Genomic DNA, 21,189 nt, shown 5'->3' with positions numbered 1-21,189 from the left:
GGGGGAAAGGCGATGGAGGTGCGGTGCGGGTGCGGACGGCTGTCGGCCGGTCGGCGCCTGCGGATGTCAGTGGGTGAGGATCTTGGCCAGGAACGACCGGGCGCGCTCGCTGCGCGGGTTGTCGAAGAACTCGACGGGGGTGTTCTCCTCGACGATCTGGCCGTCGGCCATGAACACGACGCGATCGGCGGCGCGGCGGGCGAAGCCCATCTCGTGCGTCACCACGACCATGGTCATGCCGTCCCGGGCGAGGGCCGTCATCACGTCCAGTACCTCGTTGACCATCTCGGGGTCGAGGGCCGAGGTCGGCTCGTCGAAGAGGATCACCTTCGGGTCCATGGCCAGGGCGCGGGCGATGGCCACCCGCTGCTGCTGTCCTCCGGACAACTGGGCGGGATACTTGTGGGCCTGGGCTCCGATACCGACCCGGTCCAGGAGTTCGTGGGCGCGCTGTTCGGCGGCCGTCCGCCTGTGCTTCAGCACCTTGACCGGGGCGAGGGTGACGTTGTCCAGGACGGTCTTGTGGGCGAAGAGGTTGAAGTTCTGGAAGACCATGCCTACTTCGGCGCGCAGCCGTGCGAGCTGTCGGCCTTCGGCGGGCAACGGCGTCGCGTCGACGGTGATGGTGCCGGAGTCGATCGTCTCGAGCCGGTTGACGGTACGGCAGAGCGTGGACTTGCCGGACCCGGAAGGGCCGATCAGCACGACGACCTCACCGCGGCCGACGGTCAGGTCGACGTCCTTCAGCACGTGCAGTGGCCCGTAGTGCTTGTTGACCCTGTCGAGCACCACCAGGGGGGTGCTCGGCGCCGGCCGCGAGTGCGTCGCGGACATAACCTCGGTCATGGGAACACGTCCCTCCTTCCTCGGATTTCGCCGGCCGAAGTGCCGTTTCTCGGCGGCGATGGCGTCACCGTAGGAGGAGCGCGGTTCCGTGGAAGGCTTGTGCGCGTTGTGCTCAGCGGGACGGTGCGGAAGGGGAGGCCGAGGAGGGGGACAGGGCGGGCTTGGCCGTCTTCGCGGACACGTGCATCACGTCGATGGTGTCCCCGAACGCCTTGTCCCACCGGCCGTCGCGGACGTACTGCCGGATCAGACCGTTGAGGTAGTCGCGCAGGCCGGTGTCGCCCCGGCGCACACCGATGGCGTACGGCTCCCTGCCGAACGGTTTGCCGACGAGCCGGACCGTGTCCGGTTGCCGGCTCATCAGGCCCAGCAGGATGGACTCGTCCGTGCTGATCGCGTCGATCCGCCCGTCGACCAGCGCCGCCATGCACTCGCTGTAGGTGTCGACGATCACCAGCCGGGCGCGCGAGACCTCACCCCGAAGCCGCTGCGCGGACGTGGAGCCCGCGGCCGTGCACACGTCCCGGCCCGCCAGGTCGGCGAGGTCACGGATGCCGCGCTCGTCGCTGCGGACCAGCACGTCCTGCCTGGAGTAGTAGTACGGATCGGTGAAGTCCACCAGTTTGCGGCGTTCTTCGCTGATCGAGTACGTCGCCACCACGATGTCCACGACACCCCGGCGCAGAAAGTCCTCGCGGTTGCGTGGCATGGTCTCGATGAACCGGATGTTGCGTTCGCTGCCGGTGAGGTCCTTGGCCACCATGCGGGCGATCTCCGCGTCGAATCCGGTGATCCGGCCGGTGGAGGGCTCCTTGTAGCCGAAGAGCGGATGGTCGAACTTGATGCCGACGGTGAACACGCCCCGCTCCGCGACGCGGGCCATGGTCGAACCTTCGGGAAAGCGTGACCCCGGGCCCTCCTCCCCCGGCAGACCGCAGCTGCCGAGCACCAGACACGTCAACGCGGCCAGGACCGAGCGGCGGCCCGTCATGACTCGCAGAAGCGGTAGCGGTGCTGCGGCCGCCCCGACAACCCGTAGCGCAGGCTCGCCACGACCTCCCCACGGTCGGCGAGGTGCTCGAGATACCTCCTGGCGGTGGCCCTGCTGATGCCGACCGCCTCGGCGGTCTCGTGGGCCGACAGATCCCGTCCCGCGGCGGCGAGAGCGTCGAGGACCACCTGCTCGGTCGCGGGTGAGATGCCGGTGGGACGGACGACGGCGTCCAGGTGCAGGGAACGGAAGACACGGTCGATCGCGCGCTGCTCCACCATCGACGCACCGGCCGACAGATGTGCCGACGCCGCCGCGTAGCGCAGAAGGGTCTGCTCCACGGTGCCGGTCCGGGCGGGCTTGATCAGGTAGTGCAGAGCGCCGCGCTGCATCGCCGCCCGTACGGCGGTGGATTCCCGGCTGCCCGAGATCACGATGACGTCCGTGGGCGGATAGTCGGGACGCCTGAGCTGGTGGGCCACGTCCAGGCCCGGTATGTCGGGCAGATGCAGATCAAGGAGCACCAGGTTCGGCGCGAACCGGCGCGTGGCGGCCAGGGCCTCGCGTCCGGTGTGGGCGATGGCCACGACCCTGAACCCGGATATGCGGTTGACCTGCGCCCGCAGGGCAGTGGTGACGACCGGGTCGTCGTCCACGATCAGAAGGGTTATCTCCTTCGACGCCATCGCCACGCTCCTCGTTCCGGCGACCGTCCAGACGACCCCATAGGTTGTCAATCGACGCGGTGTCCCCTCGGCATTCTGTGCATTCTGCTCACTGCAAATGTCCCTTTCAACCGCTCGACCTACTATTTTTCCTTCCAGCAACCACTCTGTACCGCGGCGGCATCTAGATGACTCGCCTGTTCCCCTGGAGGTGAGCGCGTTGGGAGGGCGAATCTCCTGGAGCGGACGACGTCCGCGGCTGTCCCCGCGCCGAGGCGACGGCGACCGGGGATGGCTGTGCGCGGTGGCCGTGCTGTGGGTCCTGCTGGGCCTGCTGCCGCTGGGGCTGCTGACCTCATCGAGTGTGTCGCTGTCCGATCGGGCCGTCCGCAGCGAGGTACGGGACCGGGTGGAGACGACCGCGGCGGTGAGCCGGGTGGTCGTGGAGCAGCAGATGGGGACCCTCGAGCAGCTTGTCAGCGCCTACGCCCAGCGGCCCCGGATACGCTCCCTGGTCACCTCGGGCGACCACCGGGCGGCCGCGTCGGGTCTGACCGACGCGCTGGCGGAGCTGGCCCGGATGCGGCCGGGGATCAGCGGAGTGATCGTGGCCGCGCCCGATGGCCGGCTGATCGACGCCCGGCCCTCGCTCAAGCTGTTCCAGGACGTCAGCACGACGGACTGGTACCGCGCGGTGCGCAACGACATGCAGCCGTACGTGTCGCAGGCGTACACGCCCACCATGCAGGGAGTCTCCCGTGCCGTGGCCGTCGCGGCGCCGATCCCGGACGAGGACGGCAGGCGACTGCTGGGGGTCCTGACCGCCGTCTACAGCCTCGACGCGATCCAGGCCTACGCTTCCGAGGCCGCCACGGCTCAGGGGATCCAGCTGCTGATCACGGACCGGGCCGGGGTTCTGGTGGCGGACCCGGCCGGCCGGCTGTTCGCGCTCACCTCCCTGCGGGAGGACGCGCGGGTGGACGCGGCGCTGGCCGGCCGCAGGGTTTTCACCAGCTGGCGCGGCGCCGAGGGGCCTGTGCTCTCGGCCTCCGAGCCCATCCCGGGCATCGGCTGGACGGTCACCGCCGAGGTGCCCGCCGCCCAGGCACTGGCCTCCGCGACGCATCTGCGCAACCGCGTACTGTTCATAGCCGCCCTGCTCGCCGCCCTGATCCTGGCCGGGCTCGGCTTCCAGATCCACACCAGCCGCAGCCGCCGGCGGGCGCAGCGGACCCTGGCACGGTACGCGGACGCGCTCGCCACGGCGCGGGACGAGGCGGTGGGGGCCTCGGCCGCCAAGTCCGAGTTCCTGGCCAAGGTCAGCCACGAGATCCGCACGCCGATCAATGGCGTTCTCGGCATGAACGCCCTCCTCCTCGACACCCGCATGGACGGCGAGCAGCGGCATTACGCCAGCACGGTCCAGGAGTCGGCGCAGAACCTGCTCCGCCTGCTGGACGACTTCCTCGATCTGTCCAAGGTCGAGGCGGGCCGTCTGAAGATCGAGAAAGTGGCCTTCGACCTGCCCCGGCTGTGTGACGAGGTCGTCGCCCTGTTCGCCCCGCACGCCTACCGGCAGGGTCTGTGGCTGGCGCTCCACCTGGCCGAGGATCTCCCCCAGCATGTGGCCGGTGATCCCGTCCGGCTGCGGCAGGTGCTGACCAACATCCTCGGCAACGCCCTGAAATTCACCGACCAGGGCGGAATCGACCTGGAGGTCACGCTGGAGCCCCACCGCGAACAGGGCGTCCCGTCCACCGCCGACCGGGCGACCTTGCGGTTCACCGTCCGCGACACGGGCATCGGTGTCGGCCCAGAGGACCGGGACCGGGTCTTCGAGACCTTCCACCGCCTCGACTCGCCCATCACCCGCCGCACCGGCGGCAGCGGGCTGGGGCTCGCCATCAGCCGGCAGCTGGTCGAACTCATGGGCGGCAGGATCGGGCTGGACAGCGTGAAGGGCGTGGGCAGCCGCTTCTGGGTGACCCTGCCCCTGGACGTCCTCGCCCGGACCGCCCCCGCCCACGGGGAACTGAACGGCCGCCGCGTCCTGATCGCCGACGGGAACGACGACAACCGGGACCGGGCGGGCCGCATCCTGTCCGGTGCCGGTCTGGTGGTGGAGGAGGCGAGGAACGCCGTCACGGCCATGGCCGCCCTGCGGGCCGCGGCAGCGGGCCGGTCGCCGTTCGACCTGGCCGTCATCGACCTGCACATGGCGCTCGCCGGAAACGGCACGTCCACGCCCGGGCCGGACGATGCCGAGGAGTCGCTCGCCGACGCCGTCCTCGCCGATCCCCGCCTCCACGCGACCGGCGTCATCGTGCTGATCACCCCGGGACGCACCGGTGTCGCGTGGCCGGCCGCCTCCCGCACCAAGGACCGGATCGTCCAGCCGGTGACCCTGCCCCTGAGTCGGCGCCTGCTGCTGACGGCCGCCCAGAACGCGCTCGGCACGCCCCAGGCCCCCACCCCCCAGGCGCTCCTCCCTCGCCCGTACGACGGCGGAGCACAAGATCACCCGGGCGTCGGGGCACGCCCGCTGCGTGTCCTCGTCGTCGAGGACGACGACGTCAGTGCGCAGGTCGCACGGCTCGTCCTGCAGAAGGCGGGCCACCACGTGGACGTGGCCGACGACGGCGAACGCGCCGTGCGGGCCGTGCTCCGCGAGCAGTACGACCTCGTCCTCATGGACTGCCAGCTTCCGGGGCTCGACGGCCTCGCCGCGACGGCCGAGATCAGGCGGCGCCAGGCCGCCTCCGCGCGCGTCCCGATCATCGCGATGACGGCGGCGGCCATGCCGGACGACCGGATCAGGTGCATCGAGGCGGGCATGGACGACCACCTCACCAAACCGGTGGACTGGACGCAGGTACTCGCCCGCATCGCCGTCTGGGCGACAGAACCGCCCATCTGGTCCGCCCCGGCGAACACCTCGGATGCACCGGATGCACCGGACGCACCGGGCGCACCGGGCGCACCGGCGGAACTCGACGGCCTGTCGGCCGAGGACATCGCGGACATCGCCAACGCGTTCGCGGCCTCGACCCCCGAGGTCCTCCGCCGGCTGCGCTCGTGCCTGGAGGCCGGGGACTTCGACGCGGCACGCCTTCTGGCACACCGCCTCAAGGGCAGTTGCGCGACCGTGGGCGCCACGCGCGCGGCAGAACTCTGCCAGGAGGTCGAAGCCGCTGCCGCCGCGCGGCGGCAGGGGGCGGCTGGTGATGACGTTCCGCTCGCCGCGGTCCTGACACGGCTGGAGGAGGAGATGCGCCGGGCCACACGGGAGCTGCACAGCCGGTGCTGAGGCTCGTTTTCCCGTCCATGGAACTCGGCTACCGGGACAGCGAACCACTGTTGCAGGTGTTAACCGAGCGTGGGGAGCGGGCTTGCATGGCCATCGCCTCCAACGAACCGGTCGGAGCCCGGACGGGGACGTTCACCGTTTTCGGGCTCTGCGCGGCGATCGTGGACTCAGCGCACCGGCCTACCCCAGTGGGAAGGAAGCCCGCTGCCGCCACCGTGTGCCATCGTGGACCAGCAAGTCGACCGTGGAAACCCACGCCACGACTGGGAGACCGGCGAGCAGAACGGCCTCGATCTTCTCCACGACAGCTTCGTCCTGGCCCTGGGCGACGGTCAGATGCGGGACGGCATCGTCGAACTGCCCGCCGAAGGGCGGGTGTTCCGGCCACCGCTCCACGATCGCCCCGGTGAGACACCTGAAGCCTGCGTCCGGCTCAGGGGCGAGATACACCGACCACCGGGCTCTCCTCTCTGCGCGGTCTCCGCTGCGGCTGAAAGACGGTCCTTGATCTCTTGCGCTCCCAGATCAACAATGCGCATGTCAATCACAGGTGGCCGGAAGGTCTCCGGCCGCCTTCTCGTCCGAGGAGACCCCCCACGTGAGAAAGCCCCTCGCCGCCGCGATCGTCGCCTGGGCCGTCGCCGGAGCGGCCACGACGCCCGCGGCCGCGGCCATGGCGGCCGAGCCGACGCTCAAGACCGTCAGCCTCGCCGGCACGGTGCAGCTCAGCAACTGCTCCGGCTCGATCATCCGCTTCCCGGACTCCCTGGACACCGACCCAGCGCTGGTGCTCTCGAACGGCCACTGCAGCAGCCTCCTGGACCCGGGGGTCGTCATCACCGACCGGTCGGCCAACAGGCCGTTCGGCCTGCTCGACTCATCAGGCGCCCAGGTCGCCACTCTCAAGGCCGAGAAGCTCTCGTACGGGACGATGACCGACACGGACGTGGCGATCTACCAGACCACCACCACCTACGCGGCGATCAAGAGCTCGTACGGCGTGACGGCACTGACCCTGCGGGACACGCAGCCGACCGCCGGCACCGCTGTCACCGTGGCGTCCAGCGCCTGGAAGAAGCTTTTGGACTGCAACATCGACGGGTTCGTGCACCGGCTCAAGGAGGGCAAGTGGACCTGGAAGGACTCGGTCCGCTACACCTCTGCCTGCCAGACCGTCGGCGGCACCTCCGGCTCTCCGGTGATCGACCAGTCCACCGGTGAGGTCGTCGCCGTACACAACACCGGCAACGAGAACGGCGCCTCCTGCACGTTGAACAATCCCTGCGAGGTGGACCCGAGGGGCAACGTCACCGTTCGCAAGGGCATCAACTACGGCCAGCAGACCTACCAGATCCCGGCCTGCTTCACGACCGGCAACCAGCTGGACCTGAACTCCGCCGGGTGCACCCTGCCGAAACCGTAGGGCCGATGCAGGGTCAGCACGATTCCGATCCTTGAGCGGCATCGTCCGCACCGCAGAGCCTGTCCGGCCCGCCTCCGGTCCGGACGGCCCTCCGTCGTCGTACGAGGCCGTCCGGCGGGGGCGCGGGGGATTCGTCTGAGAGCCGTGCGGCGCCGGTCCGCCCAGCCGCCCGCCCTGGCCCTCCCGGGGGGGGCCGAACAGGACTCGGTCCGCGCGGTGCTCGGGGCAGGGACTCGCCGCGAGGGCCGGGCGGTCCCTGGTGTCCCTGAGCGACGAGGCGCACCAGACAGTCGAGAGAGAGCTGCCTGAGGTGTACGAGCGCGGGGCGATGCTCGGGCGGGAGCTGGGCGAGGCCCAGTCGGCAGCGGCGTTCTTCGGCTTGATCTGGCCAGTGGCGAGCGTGGTCCAGATGCGGGCGAGGTCAGCACCACGTCGCGGGTGTCGCTGTCCAGGTCGTCGAGCAGGCTGGGGATACCCGCCACGCTCGCCCTGACCAGGTCGGCCTGCGGAACCGGGTCGAGGACCTCCGCGGGGCCCGAGCCAGTGAGGGGTGGTCGCCGGACAGCGCCATGGCGATCAGCAGGGCCAGGTCGGGCATCGGCTCCGCTGAGGGACCTTCCCGGCCTCGTACTCCGCACGCAGCCACGCGCCGTAGAGGAAGTCGCCGGTCGGCGGGTACCGCCACGGCCGGCCCTCGGACTGAGGCGAAGCCAAAACCGCCGCACGGACTCAGCCATCCTCGAAGCCGCGGTACGTGCCCGATGCGTCGGTGGCGTCGGCGAACTCCGAGAAGTCCATGTTGGCGATGGTCAGGTTGTTGGAGACATCGGCGTACCAACGGGGCGGAACTCGGAACGTCCGCCCCGGTTCGTCATACAGGTCGACGGCCAGGAGCGGATGCTCCTCGCCGGTCATGGTGGTCGCGTCAGCGAGGAACACGTAACACAGCTTGCTCTCGTCATCAGCGGCGGCATCCGCGTCGACCAGCGCTTGAACGCTGACATCGGTGAAGGAGGAGTCACTCACGAAGGTCGCGTCGCGGTGATCGCCCGAACTGTCGATCGCCGCTTGCACCGTCTCCCAGGCCGTCTCGCTGCTGAAGTCGGTGCGCAGGACCAGCGAGGTCAGATCATCTGGCTGAGGCAGGTGCATGCACGTCATCCTTCCACCCGGGACCAGGCGCTTCTCAGACGGCTCCAGAATGACAGGCCCCAGGCCGGAGGACAGATGGCGCACGGCTGCCGAGACTGCGTCCTCCACCTTGATCGTGTCGACAAGGATCTCGCCCATGAAGCCGGCACTGAGGGTGTAGCGGCTGTCCCGATGCGCGTCCATGCACACCGGAAGGTCCATGAGGCGAGGGCGGCTACTGGTGGACAACGCAGCGTCCAGTGGCTCCTGAAGGGGTAGAGCCCCCGCAGTGCCGGTTCGGCGTATGCCGCCTCCACGAGCGCGCGGTACTCGGGCCAATCCACCTCGCCGGCCTCCGTGAGCAGGTGCTGCCACTCGGACTCGGCCAGTCGCACCGGTTCATGGCCGGCCACCTCGAAGCGGCCGGTGAGGTGCACGAACGATGCGGCTCGGGCGATGTCGGTCAGCGCTGCACCGTCGTGCCAGGCATGCGCCGCCCGGGCGACCTCGGCCTCTCGCAGCCGCAGATCGACCACCGCCGTTCGGCTACCCACGCGGTGATCTCCAAGGCCGTCCGGTGCGGAACACTGCTCGCGACGGCGGCATGGCACAGTGGGGCGGATTCCGACGCGGAGAACGGGACCGAGAAGCCGTCCTGGATTGCGGCGGCTCGGAGCGCCGCGGCGAGGCTCCCTGCCTTAGCAATGTCGGGATACAGAGCAGTGGAATCGGTCGACATGCCCATGGATCTGATTCTGCCTCAGCGATCATCCCGTGGGCGTCGCGAACCAGGCACACGCACCACTCTTTGACCCGGGCACGGCCCCGAATGGGCGGTCATCACGAGTATCCCGTTGCAGAACGACCTGTCCAGGCGTGCCGCTGCAGACCTGGCCCCAATGAGACCGGGCGGCAGCCAACCCGTGGTCCGGACAGTCGTCGCGGCGCCACTCAGTCGGTGTGTGCCGGGGTGTGCAGGACCCGGTCGTGGCCAGCCCTGCGGACCGGGCCGGTGAGGCGGAGCGTGCCGGTGAGACGGATGTCGGTGCTGGAGGCGCCGAGCATGACGGTGATGTCGCCGGGTTCGACGATGCGGTGCAGGTCGGGACCGGTGTACGCGAGACGGTCGGTGTGGAGACGGAAGGTGACCCTGCGCTGCTCGCCGGGGTCGAGCCGGACCCGGGTGAATCCGGTCAACTGCGTGACGGGGCGTGGGAGCCGGGCGATCGGGTCGGCGGTGTAGAGCTGGACGACCTCCGTGCCGGGGCGGTCGCCGGTGTTGCGGACGAGGCAGCTGATGTCGACCGCTCCGTCGGTGGGGACGGTGCCGGCGCTCAGGGTGAGAGCGTCGTACGCGAAGCTCGTGTACGAGAGTCCGTGGCCGAACGGGTAGGCGGGTGTCGGGTCGAGGTTGCTGACCCCCTGGGTGTTGCCCCCCAGCGGCGCGTGCAGGTAGGTGCCGGGCTGGCCGCCCGGGGTGCGCGGGACCTGGACGGGCAGCTTTCCCGACGGCACGACACGTCCGGCGAGGATGCCGGCCAGGGCGGGGCCGCCCTCCTCACCGGGGAAGAACGCCTGGACGATCGCAGCCGCGCGGTCGGTGTACGCGCCGAGGGCGTAGGGGCGTCCCGAGACGACGAGCAGGACGACGGGGGTGCCGGTGGCCAGCAGCGCCTCGACCAGTTCGTCCTGCACTCCGGGCAGGGAGAGGTCCTCGGCGTCGCAGCCCTCGCCGGAGGTGCCGAGCCCGAAGAGGCCCGCCCGGTCGCCGACGACGGCGATACAGACATCGGCGTTCCGGGCCGCCACCACGGCCGCGTCGATGCCGTCGCGGTCGGCGTCCTTGACGGGGCAGCCCTGTTCGTGGGCGATCAGAGTCCCGGGCAGCTCCGTGGTCAGGGCGTCCAGCAGGGAGCGGGCCTCGACGCCGTTGTCGTGGCCGGGGTGGTGGGGCAGGACGTGGTTGGGGAAGGAGTAGCAGCCGAAGAAGGCGTTCGGGTCGTCGGCGCAGGGGCCGACGAGGGCGAGGGAGGCGGTGTCGGCGGCCAGGGGGAGGATGCCGGCGCGGTTGTCGAGCAGGACGACGCTCTGCTCGGCGAGGGCGCGGGCCAGGGCGCGGTGCTCGGGCGGGTCGAGGTCGATCGGTTCGGTGGAGCCGGCAGTGGTGGCTTCCGGGTCGAAGGCGGCGTCGAGGAGGCCCAGTTCGACCTTCTGACGCAGTACGCGGCGTACGGCGCGGTCGACCAGGTCCTCCGGGACGGTGCCTTCGCGGACGAGTTCGGCGAGGGGTTCGCCGTAGCAGAGGGTGTCGGGGAGTTCGACGTCGATGCCGGCTTCGAGGGCGCGGGCGCCGGCCTCGCCGTACGTCTCGCCGATGCGGTGCATCGTGCGGAGGAAGGCGACCGACCAGTAGTCGGAGACGACCGTCCCCTCGAAGCCCCACTCCTCGCGCAGGAGCCGGGTGAGCAGTCCGGCGTCCGCGCCCGCCGGTACGCCGTCCACGTCGGCGTAGGAGTTCATGACCGAGCGGGCGCCGCCGTCCCGTAGGGCCGCCTCGAACGGAGGCAGGATCACGTCGGCGAGCTCCCGCGGGCCCATGGAGACGGGTGCGTGGTTGCGGGCACCCTTGGAGGCGGAGTACCCCGCGAAGTGCTTGAGGGTGGCGATGATCCCGGCGTTCTCCAGGCCGCGCACATAGGCGGTGCCGTTGGCCGCGACGAGGTAGGGGTCCTCGCCGAGGGTCTCCTCGACCCGGCCCCAGCGGTAGTCACGGACGACGTCCAGGACCGGTGAGAGCCCCTGGTGGACGCCGACCCGGCGCATGCTCGTGCCGATGGCGCCCGCCATGCGTTCGACGAGTCCGGGGTGGAAGGCGGCGGCCCAGGCGAGGGCGGTGGGGAAGACCGTCGCGTGGTGCGCGGTGAACCCGGTCAGGCACTCCTCGTGGGCGATGGCGGGGATGCCCAGCCGGGTAGCATCCATCAACTCGCGCTGAATCGAAGCCAGTTGGGTTGCCCCCGTCGACGGGTCGACCGGCTTGGTGCCGAACGGGCGGGTGAGATGGCCCAGTCCGTCCTTGCTGGCCTGCTCGAACTCGGTGTGGCGGGCGAAGACGTCCTGCATGGGGGCCACGTTGCCGCTGACGTGTTCCACACCCGGCCAGGCGCTGCCGAGCTGGGCGATTTTCTCTTCCAGGGTCATCTGGGCGAGCAGGGCCTCGACCCTGTCGTCACGGGGGCAGGCCGGATCGGCCCAAGGCGTGGTCATGGCATGTCCTCGGGGTGGAGTGGGCGGTGGTCGCCGGGGGGCTGTCTAGGAGGAAGGGGGCGGCGGGGCGGTGGAGGAGCGGACGACGAGCTGGGTGGCCAGCTCCACCCGGTGGCTGTCCAGGGGCTCTCCCGCCGTGAGCCGGAGCAGGGTGCGCAGCGCGGCGCGGCCGATCTCGACGAAGGGCTGACGGACGGTGGTCAGAGGTGGGGCCGAGGTGCTGGCCGCGCCGGTGTCGTCGAAACCGACGACGCTGAGGTCCTCGGGCACCCGCAGGCCGTGCCGGCGAGCGGCCTCGATGACGCCGAACGCCGACTGGTCGTTGCCGGCGAAGACCGCGGTCGGCGGGTCGTCGAGGGCGAAGAGTTCCAGGGCCGCCCGGTGCGCGGGCTCGAAACGGAAGTCGCCCTGCTTGATGAGCCGTGTGTCGGGGGTGATGCCGGCGCCGGTGAGCGCGGCCTGGTAGCCGTGCAGACGGGCGGTGTTGCATACGGCGTCGTGCCGGCCCTCGATCATCGCGATCCGCCGGTGGCCGAGTTTCAGCAGGTGCTCGGTCGCGGTCATGCCGCCGGTGAAGTTGGTCGCGCCGATGCTCGGCACGCTCTCGTCCGGCACGTTCGTCGGGTCGATCAGCACCACCGGGATGTCGGCCTGCGCGAACTGGGCGCGCTGCCGTGCGCTCAGCTCGGAGGTCACCAGGATGACGCCCTCCCGGCCGGCGTTGGTGATCTTCCGGGCCCAGGCCGCACCCAGTGGGTCGTCGGGAGCCGTGCCGAGGACGACGTCGACGCCCGCCTCGCCCGCCGCCTGGATCACCCCCTGCGCGATGACCAGGTTGTTGGGGTTGACCAGCGCGTCGAAGGTCAGGTCGATCGTGCGCACCGGCGACTGCGCGCCGCCCGGGCCGCGGGCCACGTAGTCGTGCTCGACGAGCAGTTGCTCGACGCGCGCCCGGGTCTCGGGAGAGACGTCGCTGCGACCGTTGACCACCTTCGACACGGTGGCAACAGAGACCCCGGCCGCTTCGGCAACACCGGTCAGGGTGGTCCGGCTCCGCGTAACGGCTCTCTTCGCCATGCTGATCCTTTCGAACGTTTACGGGGACGGTAGCGCAAACCTTTCGGGCCGGTCCAGAGCGGAATTGCCTCGAAGAATAATCCGCGGACCGTCTTGACCACTTCGGACCGCGGACCTACCTTATCGGCCAGAAATCGCAGAGTTTTCGAAAATTTTCGAACCGGACTCTGCAGAGCGAAGGAGCTCCCGATGGTCCTGAGAACCCCGATCCGTGTCATGGTCACCGCCGCTGCGGCGGCACTCACCCTCACCGTGACCGCCTGCGGAAGCGGCGGGCGCAGCATCGACGGCGGAGCCGGTGGCGGCGCGCTGGTCTGGGCCCTGACCCAGGGGTCCGAGGCGACCTTCCGGGCCTCCGCCACCGAGTGGAACAAGCAGCACCCGGACAGCAAGGTCACCTACCAGTACTTCCAGAACGACCCCTACAAGCAGAAGCTGCGCACCGCCGTCGGCGCCGGCAACGGCCCGGTCCTCTTCGAGAACTGGGGCGGCGGCGGCCTCAAGAGCTATGTGGACGCCGGCAAGGTCGCCGATCTCACCGCCGACCTCGACGCCGCCCCGGAATGGAAGGACCGCATCTTCCCCTCCGTCCTGAAGTCGGCCACCTTCGACGGCAAGACCTACGGCGTGCCCGTCAACGGTGTGCAGCCCGTGGTCCTGTACTTCAACCAGGAGCTGTTCGAGAAGGCCGGCGCCGAGCCGCCGAAGACCTGGGACGACCTGCTCTCCCTGGTGAAGAAGTTCAAGGACGAGGGCATCGCGCCGATCTCCATGGGCGGCGCCTCCAAGTGGCCGGACCTGATGTGGCTGGAGTACCTCGTCGACCGCGTCGGCGGCCCCGGCACCTTCGCCGCCATCGCCGACGGCAAGAAGGGCGCCTGGTCCGACCCGGCCGTCCTGAAGGCCGCCCAGATGATCAGACAGCTCGTCGACGCGGGCGGCTTCGCCAAGGGCTTCACCTCCGTCTCCGCCGACACCGGCCAGGCCGAGGCCCAGCTCTACACCGGCAAAGCCGCGATGATCCTCCAGGGCAGCTGGGGGTACGGGACCATCGCCACCGCCGCACCCGAGTTCGTCTCCGCGGGGAAACTCGGCTGGTCCGGCTTCCCGGCCGTCACCGGCGGCAAGGGCAGCGGGAGCAACATCGTCGGCAACACCGCCAACTTCTTCTCCCTGTCCGCGCAGGCGAGCGCCAAGGAGAAGAAGACGGCCGTGTCGTACCTCAAGGACGGCGTCTACAACGACACGTACATCGACAACCTGCTCAAGAACGGCGACGTCCCGCCGGTGAAGGACCTGGACGCCAAGATCAAGGCGTCGGACAACGCGGACTGGTCGTCGTACGTCTACCACCTCACGCGCGACGCCGAGAACTTCCAGCTCTCCTGGGACCAGGCCCTCAGTCCCGAACTCGGCAACGATCTGCTCACCCGCCTCGACCAGCTGTTCCTCGGGCAGATCAGCCCGGAGCAGTTCTGCGCGCAGATGGACGAGGCGGCGGCGAAGTGAGCACCGCCAAGGTCGCCGCGTCACCCCGGCAGCAGGGCGGCCCGCCCTTCCTCATGGCCCTGCCCGCCCTGCTGCTCTTCGCCGTCTTCGCGCTGGTGCCGATGGGGATCGTCGTCTACCTCAGCTTCACCCGCTGGGACGGGCTGGGAAGTCCGGCGTGGGCCGGCGCCGACAACTGGCGCGAGGTGCTGACCGGTGACGTCACCCGGCACGCGCTCTGGCTCACCCTCAAGTTCATGCTGGTCTCCTGGCTGGTCCAGACCCCGATCAGCCTGCTGCTGGGGGTCTTCGTCGCCGGAAAGCAGCGTTACCGAACCCTTCTCGCGGTCTTCTACTTCGTCCCGCTGCTGATCTCCACGGCGGCCGTCGCCATCATCTTCAAGAGCCTGCTCGACCCCAACTTCGGCCTGGGCGCCGGCCTCGACCTGCCCCTGCTGAACCAGAACTGGCTGGGCGATCCCGAACTCGCCTTCTACGCGATCGTGTTCGTCATCGCCTGGCAGTTCGTACCGTTCCACACCCTCCTCTACCAGGCGGGCACCCGGCAGATCCCGGGCTCCCTGTACGAGGCCGCAGCGATCGACGGGGCGGGCCGGCTCGCCCAGTTCTGGCACATCACCCTCCCCCAGCTGCGCTACACCGTCGTCACCTCGTCGATGCTGATGCTGGTCGGCTCGCTCACCTACTTCGACCTCGTCTTCGTCCTCACCGGCGGCGGCCCCGGCTATGCCACCCGACTCCTCCCGCTCGACATGTACATCACCGGCTTCCAGAGCAACGAGATGGGCCTCGCCAGCGCGATCTCCGTCGTGCTTGTCGCCGCCGGCCTCCTCCTCTCCCTGATCGTCGTCCGCTTCTCCGGCTTCTCCCGGATGCGCAGCCAGCAGGCAGGTGTGTGATGTCCACGCTCTCCCACGCCCCGCAGATCGATTCCGAAGCCGGTGCGACAAGGCCGTCCGCGGCGCCGTCCACGCCGCCGGGTGTCCTCTCCCGCCTGCGCCGCGTCAATGCGCCGGGTGCCCTCGGCGGCCTGGTCTGGCTGCTGATCGTCCTCGTACCGGTGTACTGGGTCGTCGTCACCAGCCTCCGCACCCGTGAGGGCTTCTTCGACGCCAACCCCCTCGCGGTCCCGACCCACCCGACACTGGACAACTACCGCCTCGTCCTGGACAACGGGTTCGCCCACTTCCTGTGGAACAGCGTCGTGGTGACGACCGGCGCCACACTGCTGACCCTGGTGGTGTCCTTCCTGGCCGCCTACGCCATCGTCCGCGGCACCGGCCTGGCCCTGCGCTGGGCGTTCAGCGTCTTCCTGCTGGGACTCGCCATCCCGCTGCAGGCCACGATCATCCCGGTGTACTACCTGATCGCCAAGGCGCAGATGTACGACACCCTGGGCGCGGTCGTGCTCCCCTCGGCGGCGTTCGCCATCCCGCTCACGGTGATCATCCTCGTCAACTTCCTGAGGGACATCCCGGACGAGCTGTACGAGTCGATGCGGGCGGACGGCGCGGGCCACTGGCGCATGCTGTGGAGTCTGGCACTGCCGCTCTCCCGGCCCGCGCTGATCACCGTGACCATCTACGACGCGCTCAACGTCTGGAACGGCTTCCTCTTCCCGCTGATCCTCACCCAGAGCCCCGACAAACGCGTCCTGCCGCTGTTCGTGTGGAGCTTCCAGGGCGAGTTCACCATCAACATCCCCGCCATCCTCGCCGCCGTCGTCCTGTCCACCCTCCCGATCCTGGCCCTCTACGTCCTCGGCCGCCGCCAGTTGATCGGCGGCCTCACCGCAGGCTTCGGCAAGTAGCAGCCGCCGCCGATCCGCTTCGGGTGACGCCGCCGGCCGCCTCCTCACCGACCGGCTCGGGCACGCGAGGTCAGCGCCTGGGAAGGTACGCAGAGCCACTGCGCGATGGCGCTGGTCACGGCGATGTAGTGAACGCCGACTTGGCCGTGCTCCTTGTCCACCGGGGGCGGTGCACCGTCGCGGTAGATCCGGCGCAGGTAGGGGCTGCGCCGAGGAGCCCCGGCCACGAGGAGGAGCGGGGAGGCGATGACGGCCGCCAAGGCCACTCCGGTCCTGACGGCCGTCACCTTGGCAGTCCCATCGATGCGCATGGCCTCAGTGTCCTCGGTTGGATGCTGTGCGGTGCGACTGAACCGGCTTACGAATCCGCACAGTTGCTCATGGACCTACGCCGGTGGCGCTACGCTGCTGTGCCGTGAAGGAGACGCGTCTCGACACTGCTCGGATCCGGGCGGCTCGCCGGATGATCGACCCGGTCTTTCTCGACACTCCGCTGTACCACTGCGAGGCGCTGGAGCCCGGCCTCGGGTGCACGGTGAGCATCAAACTCGAAACGGCGAACCCGGTACGCAGCTTCAAGGCCCGCGGCACCGAGGTAGTCGCGAGCCTGCTCGCCGAGAATGCCTCGCGAGCCGCAGTGTGCGCGAGCGCGGGCAACCTCGGCCAAGCCCTCGCGTGGTCCGGCCGCGGCCGGGGGCTGGACGTCACCGTCGTGGCATCCCGCTTTGCGACTCGGGCCAAGCTCGATCGCATCCGCGCATTGGGCGCCGTGTTGGAACTGGTGGACGGTGACCACGAGACAGCCCGCGAGCGGGCGGCGGCCATCGCGCGGTACGACGGCATCCGGCTGGTCGAAGACAGCCTGGACATCGAGACCTGCGAGGGCGCGGCGACCATCGGCCTGGAACTGGTGGACGCCGCGCCGTCGTTCGACACCGTCCTGATCGCTCTCGGTGGCGGGGCGCTGGCCACCGGCGTGGGGCATGTGATGAAGGCATTGGCACCCGAAGTCGAGGTGATCTGCGTCCAGCCGCTGGGCGCACCGGCGCTGACACACTCGTGGCGCGAGCGGCGTATCGTCACCACCGACTCGACCGACACCATCGCTGACGGCGTCGCCGGTCGGTATCCCATCCCGGCCGTCCTGGACGACCTCCTCCTGGTCGCCGACGACGCCGTCCTGGTCCAGGAGGCGTCGATCGTCGCCGGTATGCGGATGCTCCTCGACCACGCCGGCCTGGTCGTCGAACCTTCGGCCGCGCTCGGCATCGCCGCGATCCTCGAGGACCGTGACCGCTTCGCCGGTCGGCACGTCGTCACCATCGTGTGCGGCAGTAATGTCGACGTAGACGCCTACCACCGATGGGTCGGCGGGGCTCCCCACCGCCGATCTTGACGATTCCGGGTCAACCGCGGGTGCAGCCGGTGCCCCATGCTTCTTCGTGAGAGAGCGGCAGAGCGGGCGCGCCCAGAGACCAGCGTGCCCGCTACCGCCGTACCCCTGCCGGCCGTACTGTGGCGAACCGGCCGAAGTACTGGGACCCGACTTCTAGACCTTCTGCAGTCGCAGCTGCATCTGGCAGCCCCCGGAGCGCCCGTCGGTGTCGATGCCGATGGTCACCGGGCTGCCCGCGAACGCCGTGTGGTTCTGGTCAGAGGGCAGGGAGTTCTGGCACTGGCCGCCGTCGCCGTCCGCGAAGTACCTCACCTCGAGGATGACGTCGGAGCGACCCGAGACTGCGAAGGTGAGGTTGCAGCCACCCGGCCTGCCGTCGGTGTCGACCCGGACCTGGGACCCGAAGGTCTTGAACCGCTGGATCGGCATCTGATAGGTGCCCGGGTTTCCGCACTGTCCCGCATCACCGCCGGCAGTGGCCCGGAAGCCGTAGGTGATGGACGCGCCCGAGAGCGTGTTGTCCGGGTCGAAGACGCCGAAGGACAGCTGACAGCCGCCCGAGCGGTTGTCGGTGTCGAATCGGATCGACCGGGTGAAGTCCGGGCTGCGGCCCCACTGCTGCCCCGCCAACCCTCCGCACTGCCCGGCATCGCCGTCCGGGTTGAACCGGATACCGATCTCCGCCACGGCAGCGGCAGCGGTGCTCTCCGATGCCTGCGCCGTCGAACCGGACAGACCGGCGATGAGCGCGCCGACGGCGAGGGCACCGGAGAGCCCTCTCAGGCGTGAATTCCTCATACTGCTTCCCCTCCCAGGGCATCGTGGGCACACGGCGGCCACGGATCGGCGTGAGTGAACGCGATGGCCGCGTGAACCTCGGCGGCGCCTGGTCAGTGGCGCCGCGTCTCCTGCGTTGCGTTGCGGTTCAAGACGCAACATGAGCCCCCGTTGTCGCGCGGACTCAGTATGGTTGTCCGAGGCAAGATCCACACTGTCGGTAACGGGCCAATCCGAGTAGCGTGACTCCCTAACAGCCCAAACCGGTCGCCCGGTACATCTTCCCTGGCACGTAAATCCAGCTCAGAGCCCACTTGGTGTCGCACACCAACTTCTTTACAGACAAGCCACAGTCAGTCGCCAAAGTCCGACGACCACCCAAAGCGGGTGCGGGAAAGGGCTTGCATTGATCTTGACGCCCCCACCCGACGGGCCCACGGCCCAGACGACCGCGCCTGGTCTCAACTCCCGTTGTGGATAAGGGAGTTCACGGAACACACACGCAAGTCGGCCGACGTGGGACGCTCTCGCCCGCCGCATTTTGGCGGCTTTCGCGAGGCGGTCCCGCCCAGCGCGCAACACAGGAGCGCGCGGATCCCCGGCAATGTCCACGCAGCCCATACTTGCGCCGGTGGTGCACGATGAACCGGCCGCGTACAGCACGTCGTACCGGGTCCGGCCCAGCAGGTAGGCCGCCGTGAATCCCGCGACTCCCGACCCGATCGCGGTCGTCCGCCACGCGTGCCTGCCGTGGCCGGTGTTCCGCGTGCCCTGTCGACGAAAGAGCCTTCTGTGTCCTGCAGCGTCCCCCACCGATCATCCGCGGCAGCGCGGCACTGTCCGAGCTGCGGCCGAAAGCAGGAGGGGGAACTGGGACGTTGCTGGTGACGTCTGTTTCTTCCAATGACGCCGGACTGGTTGAGGGAGCGTTGTGCGCACCATGATCGAGAGCCGTCGGCCAGGCGGCGGCCGGGACGGCCGCCTCGCACATGCCTTATGGCCGCCGTCTTTCCCGGACGCCCCGCACGCCCGCTCGGCTGCGTATGGTCTGGCCGGACTTGTCATGGAGCTGTCCGTCGCCGTGGCCTTCGACAACTACTGGGCCGGCAGTTACCGGCCCCGGCCGCCGCTAGGCTGGCACTGGGTGATCGGGACTGCCCCATCGATCCTGCTCATGTGCGCAGCTCTCCTGGGCGCTCTCATCACCGGGCGGAAGGGCATACTCCGCCGTTCGTTGTCTGCCCTCGCCTGGACGGTAGCTGCATTCACCAGCTTCAGCCTGCCGTTACTGCTGTTCGCTTCCGGTGCCGACCTGTGCGAAACGGTTCCGCCTCCGGTGCCGTTGTACCTGGATCCCGTACTCATGGTCCCGGTCTGCCTGGCAGCCTCCCTTGCCGTCGGATCGCTGGCCAGTGCCGGCGCATGGGTCGTGACACGGCGTCGCATGCATGACGTCGGGTTGTACGCGGTCTGGATCGCATCCGCGGGAGTCGCCGTCCTTCTCCTCCTCGGACCGATCCTCGCCGCGTCCCCCACGTGCTCCCCCATGCACGGCGGATAGCCGACTCCCGCCCACGGATCCAGTGCCCGCGTGCGCTCAGGATCGGGGTCAGGTCCCGGCTCGTAGGTGCACACGCCCCGCCGTCGACGTAGGTGTCACCGACCGGAGGGGACGGAAGCCAACTCGTCCGCCCCCTCCGGCACATAACGTCGTGTTATGCGTTCGTGGGCTCCGGCTGTGCCTCACGCGCTGGTGGTACCAGGCGGCCCGTGCGGTGGAGCCCATGGAGAGCCGCCGTGCAGGCGAGGCCGAGAGCCAGCAGCGCCACCCACGGCAGCGCGGACATCCCGGCGCCCCGGGCAGCGTCCAGCGCCACACCCGTCAGCAGGTTTCCGAGGGTGATGCCGATGCCGCAGATGGTGTTGTACAGGCCGTAGTGGGTGGCGACGAGGCGGTTGCCGGAGAGGCGGACGATCGTGTCCATCTCGAAGGGGTACGCGATCATCGTGCCGACCGCCAGGAGCAGCGCGGAGAGCGCCGGCGGCACGGCCGCCAGCAGCCACAGCCCCGGGCCTCCGTCCGGTATCGGAGCCGCGGCGGCCACCAGCAGCGGAAGGAACGCCAGCCCCATGGTCAGCAGCCCCCAGGTCAGTGCGCGGCCCGGTTCCATTCGGGCCTTGCACCAGGCGGTCACCTTCGTCTGGCCGAGGATCGTGCTCAGCCCGGAAACGGCGAAGAGGAGCGCCACCGCGGCGGTTCCGAAGGTCCCTTGACCGCCGAGCCGCCGTACTTCGAGCGGCAACGCAAGGTAGACCTGGAAGGACATGACGTACGAGCCGATCATGGCCATGGAGAACAGCAGGAACGGCCGGTTGGCGAAGATGCCGCGCCACTGCTTCAGCACGCCCTCGCCCTGATCGTTCCTGTCGGCCTCGGCCTCGGCGTCGTCGCCCCGGCGATCGGGCAAGGCCCTGATCTGGACGACGCTCAGCAGAGCAAAGATCCCCGCCGCGACAAGGCACGTGACGCGGAAGCTCACGCCGGTCAGCACCATGCCCACCAGCGGGCCGAGCAGGATCCCGGCCTGATAGAAGATGTTGAACAGCGCGAACGCCTCGATGCGCCGCTCGCCCGCGTCCGCCGCCAGATAGGCCCGCACGGCCGGGTTGAACAGCGCGCCCGCCAGCCCCGTCGCCGCCGAAGCGGCCAGCAAGGCGGGTACGGACTCCACCAGCCCGAGGGTCGCGAAGCCGACGATGCGCAGCATCAGCCCGGCTATGATCATGGGCTTGTACCCCAGCCGGTCGGCCAGCGTTCCGCCGAGCAGGAACATCCCCTGCTGGCTGAAGTTGCGTACGCCGAGGATCAGCCCGACCAGCCAGCCCGCCAGACCCACCGGACCGGCCAGATGCGCGGCCAGGTACGGCATCAACATGTAGAACCCCAGGTTGATGGTGAACTGATTGACCATCAACAACTGGACGCTGCG

17 protein-coding genes and 1 pseudogene are annotated in these 21,189 nt (G+C 69.5%); 7 read left to right on the top strand and 11 right to left on the bottom strand.

The window, feature by feature from the left end; all coding sequences use genetic code 11:
* Positions 1-66: 66 nt before the first annotated feature.
* The 3 genes from SCAB_RS43020 to SCAB_RS43010 form a co-directional block, all read right to left on the bottom strand.
* Positions 67-846 carry an amino acid ABC transporter ATP-binding protein gene (locus tag SCAB_RS43020; protein ID WP_046773401.1) on the bottom strand — a complete coding sequence of 260 codons (780 nt, stop codon included), beginning with the start codon at positions 844-846 and terminating at the stop codon, positions 67-69.
* Between the two features lie 112 nt (positions 847-958).
* Positions 959-1,729, bottom strand: a complete 771-nt coding sequence (locus SCAB_RS43015) for a glutamate ABC transporter substrate-binding protein (RefSeq protein WP_197696220.1) — start codon at positions 1,727-1,729, stop codon at positions 959-961.
* A gap of 104 nt (positions 1,730-1,833) precedes the next feature.
* Positions 1,834-2,523, bottom strand: a complete 690-nt coding sequence (locus SCAB_RS43010; RefSeq protein WP_037729058.1) for a response regulator — start codon at positions 2,521-2,523, stop codon at positions 1,834-1,836.
* 199 nt (positions 2,524-2,722) lie between these two features.
* On the opposite strand from SCAB_RS43010, the gene SCAB_RS43005 reads away from it, so the two are divergent.
* Complete coding sequence (locus tag SCAB_RS43005) at positions 2,723-5,809, top strand: hybrid sensor histidine kinase/response regulator (protein ID WP_197696219.1); 3,087 nt, start codon at positions 2,723-2,725, stop codon at positions 5,807-5,809.
* 180 nt (positions 5,810-5,989) lie between these two features.
* Here the strand turns inward: SCAB_RS43005 and SCAB_RS43000 are convergent, their stop codons facing one another.
* Positions 5,990-6,259, bottom strand: a complete 270-nt coding sequence (locus SCAB_RS43000) for a 2'-5' RNA ligase family protein (protein WP_049875825.1) — start codon at positions 6,257-6,259, stop codon at positions 5,990-5,992.
* Between the two features lie 148 nt (positions 6,260-6,407).
* On the opposite strand from SCAB_RS43000, the gene SCAB_RS42995 reads away from it, so the two are divergent.
* Positions 6,408-7,232 (top strand): S1 family peptidase, encoded by an 825-nt coding sequence (locus SCAB_RS42995; protein ID WP_041670225.1) that lies wholly within the window; start codon positions 6,408-6,410, stop codon positions 7,230-7,232.
* A gap of 292 nt (positions 7,233-7,524) precedes the next feature.
* Here the strand turns inward: SCAB_RS42995 and SCAB_RS45765 are convergent.
* The 4 genes and pseudogenes from SCAB_RS45765 to SCAB_RS42975 form a co-directional block, all read right to left on the bottom strand.
* Positions 7,525-7,934: pseudogene (locus tag SCAB_RS45765) on the bottom strand (aminoglycoside adenylyltransferase domain-containing protein); the annotation flags it as partial.
* A gap of 27 nt (positions 7,935-7,961) precedes the next feature.
* Positions 7,962-8,585 (bottom strand): DUF6924 domain-containing protein, encoded by a 624-nt coding sequence (locus SCAB_RS48010; protein ID WP_013006359.1) that lies wholly within the window; start codon positions 8,583-8,585, stop codon positions 7,962-7,964.
* Positions 8,586-9,314: 729 nt separating this feature from the next.
* Positions 9,315-11,630: a beta-xylosidase/alpha-l-arabinosidase gene (locus SCAB_RS42980; protein WP_013006357.1), complete on the bottom strand. Its 2,316-nt coding sequence runs from the start codon at positions 11,628-11,630 to the stop codon at positions 9,315-9,317.
* A 45-nt stretch (positions 11,631-11,675) separates the two neighbouring features.
* Complete coding sequence (locus tag SCAB_RS42975; protein ID WP_041670224.1) at positions 11,676-12,707, bottom strand: LacI family DNA-binding transcriptional regulator; 1,032 nt, start codon at positions 12,705-12,707, stop codon at positions 11,676-11,678.
* Positions 12,708-12,896: 189 nt separating this feature from the next.
* Between SCAB_RS42975 and SCAB_RS42970 the strand changes: the two genes are divergently transcribed.
* From SCAB_RS42970 to SCAB_RS42960, 3 genes are read left to right on the top strand one after another with little or no spacing between them, the layout of a single operon-like run.
* Positions 12,897-14,216 (top strand): extracellular solute-binding protein, encoded by a 1,320-nt coding sequence (locus SCAB_RS42970; protein WP_013006355.1) that lies wholly within the window; start codon positions 12,897-12,899, stop codon positions 14,214-14,216.
* Positions 14,213-15,115: a carbohydrate ABC transporter permease gene (locus tag SCAB_RS42965; RefSeq protein ID WP_013006354.1), complete on the top strand. Its 903-nt coding sequence runs from the start codon at positions 14,213-14,215 to the stop codon at positions 15,113-15,115. Before SCAB_RS42970 ends, SCAB_RS42965 begins: the two co-directional genes overlap by 4 nt.
* Positions 15,115-16,026, top strand: coding sequence for a carbohydrate ABC transporter permease (locus tag SCAB_RS42960; RefSeq protein ID WP_078580277.1), 912 nt, complete (start codon positions 15,115-15,117; stop codon positions 16,024-16,026). Before SCAB_RS42965 ends, SCAB_RS42960 begins: the two co-directional genes overlap by 1 nt.
* A 44-nt stretch (positions 16,027-16,070) precedes the next feature.
* On the opposite strand, the gene SCAB_RS42955 is transcribed toward SCAB_RS42960, so the two are convergent.
* A complete protein-coding gene (locus tag SCAB_RS42955; RefSeq protein ID WP_013006352.1) occupies positions 16,071-16,337 on the bottom strand; it encodes a hypothetical protein in 267 nt (88 codons plus the stop codon).
* 152 nt (positions 16,338-16,489) lie between these two features.
* Here SCAB_RS42955 and SCAB_RS42950 point away from each other — a divergent pair, with 152 nt between their 5' ends.
* Complete coding sequence (locus SCAB_RS42950) at positions 16,490-17,422, top strand: threonine ammonia-lyase (protein ID WP_013006351.1); 933 nt, start codon at positions 16,490-16,492, stop codon at positions 17,420-17,422.
* A 153-nt stretch (positions 17,423-17,575) separates the two neighbouring features.
* On the opposite strand, the gene SCAB_RS42945 is transcribed toward SCAB_RS42950, so the two are convergent.
* A complete protein-coding gene (locus tag SCAB_RS42945) occupies positions 17,576-18,220 on the bottom strand; it encodes a hypothetical protein (protein ID WP_013006350.1) in 645 nt (214 codons plus the stop codon).
* Between the two features lie 1,042 nt (positions 18,221-19,262).
* Here SCAB_RS42945 and SCAB_RS42940 point away from each other — a divergent pair.
* Positions 19,263-19,760, top strand: a complete 498-nt coding sequence (locus SCAB_RS42940; protein WP_013006349.1) for a hypothetical protein — start codon at positions 19,263-19,265, stop codon at positions 19,758-19,760.
* Between the two features lie 154 nt (positions 19,761-19,914).
* On the opposite strand, the gene SCAB_RS42935 is transcribed toward SCAB_RS42940, so the two are convergent.
* Positions 19,915-21,171: an MFS transporter gene (locus tag SCAB_RS42935; protein ID WP_247194593.1), complete on the bottom strand. Its 1,257-nt coding sequence runs from the start codon at positions 21,169-21,171 to the stop codon at positions 19,915-19,917.
* Positions 21,172-21,189 lie beyond the last annotated feature (18 nt).

Origin of the sequence: Streptomyces scabiei 87.22 (genome assembly GCF_000091305.1) — a bacterium.
In the GTDB taxonomy this organism is placed as follows: Bacteria; Actinomycetota; Actinomycetes; order Streptomycetales; family Streptomycetaceae; genus Streptomyces; species Streptomyces scabiei.
The sequence above is the reverse complement of the archived record's forward strand: the minus strand, read 5'-3'. Positions and strand labels throughout refer to the sequence as shown.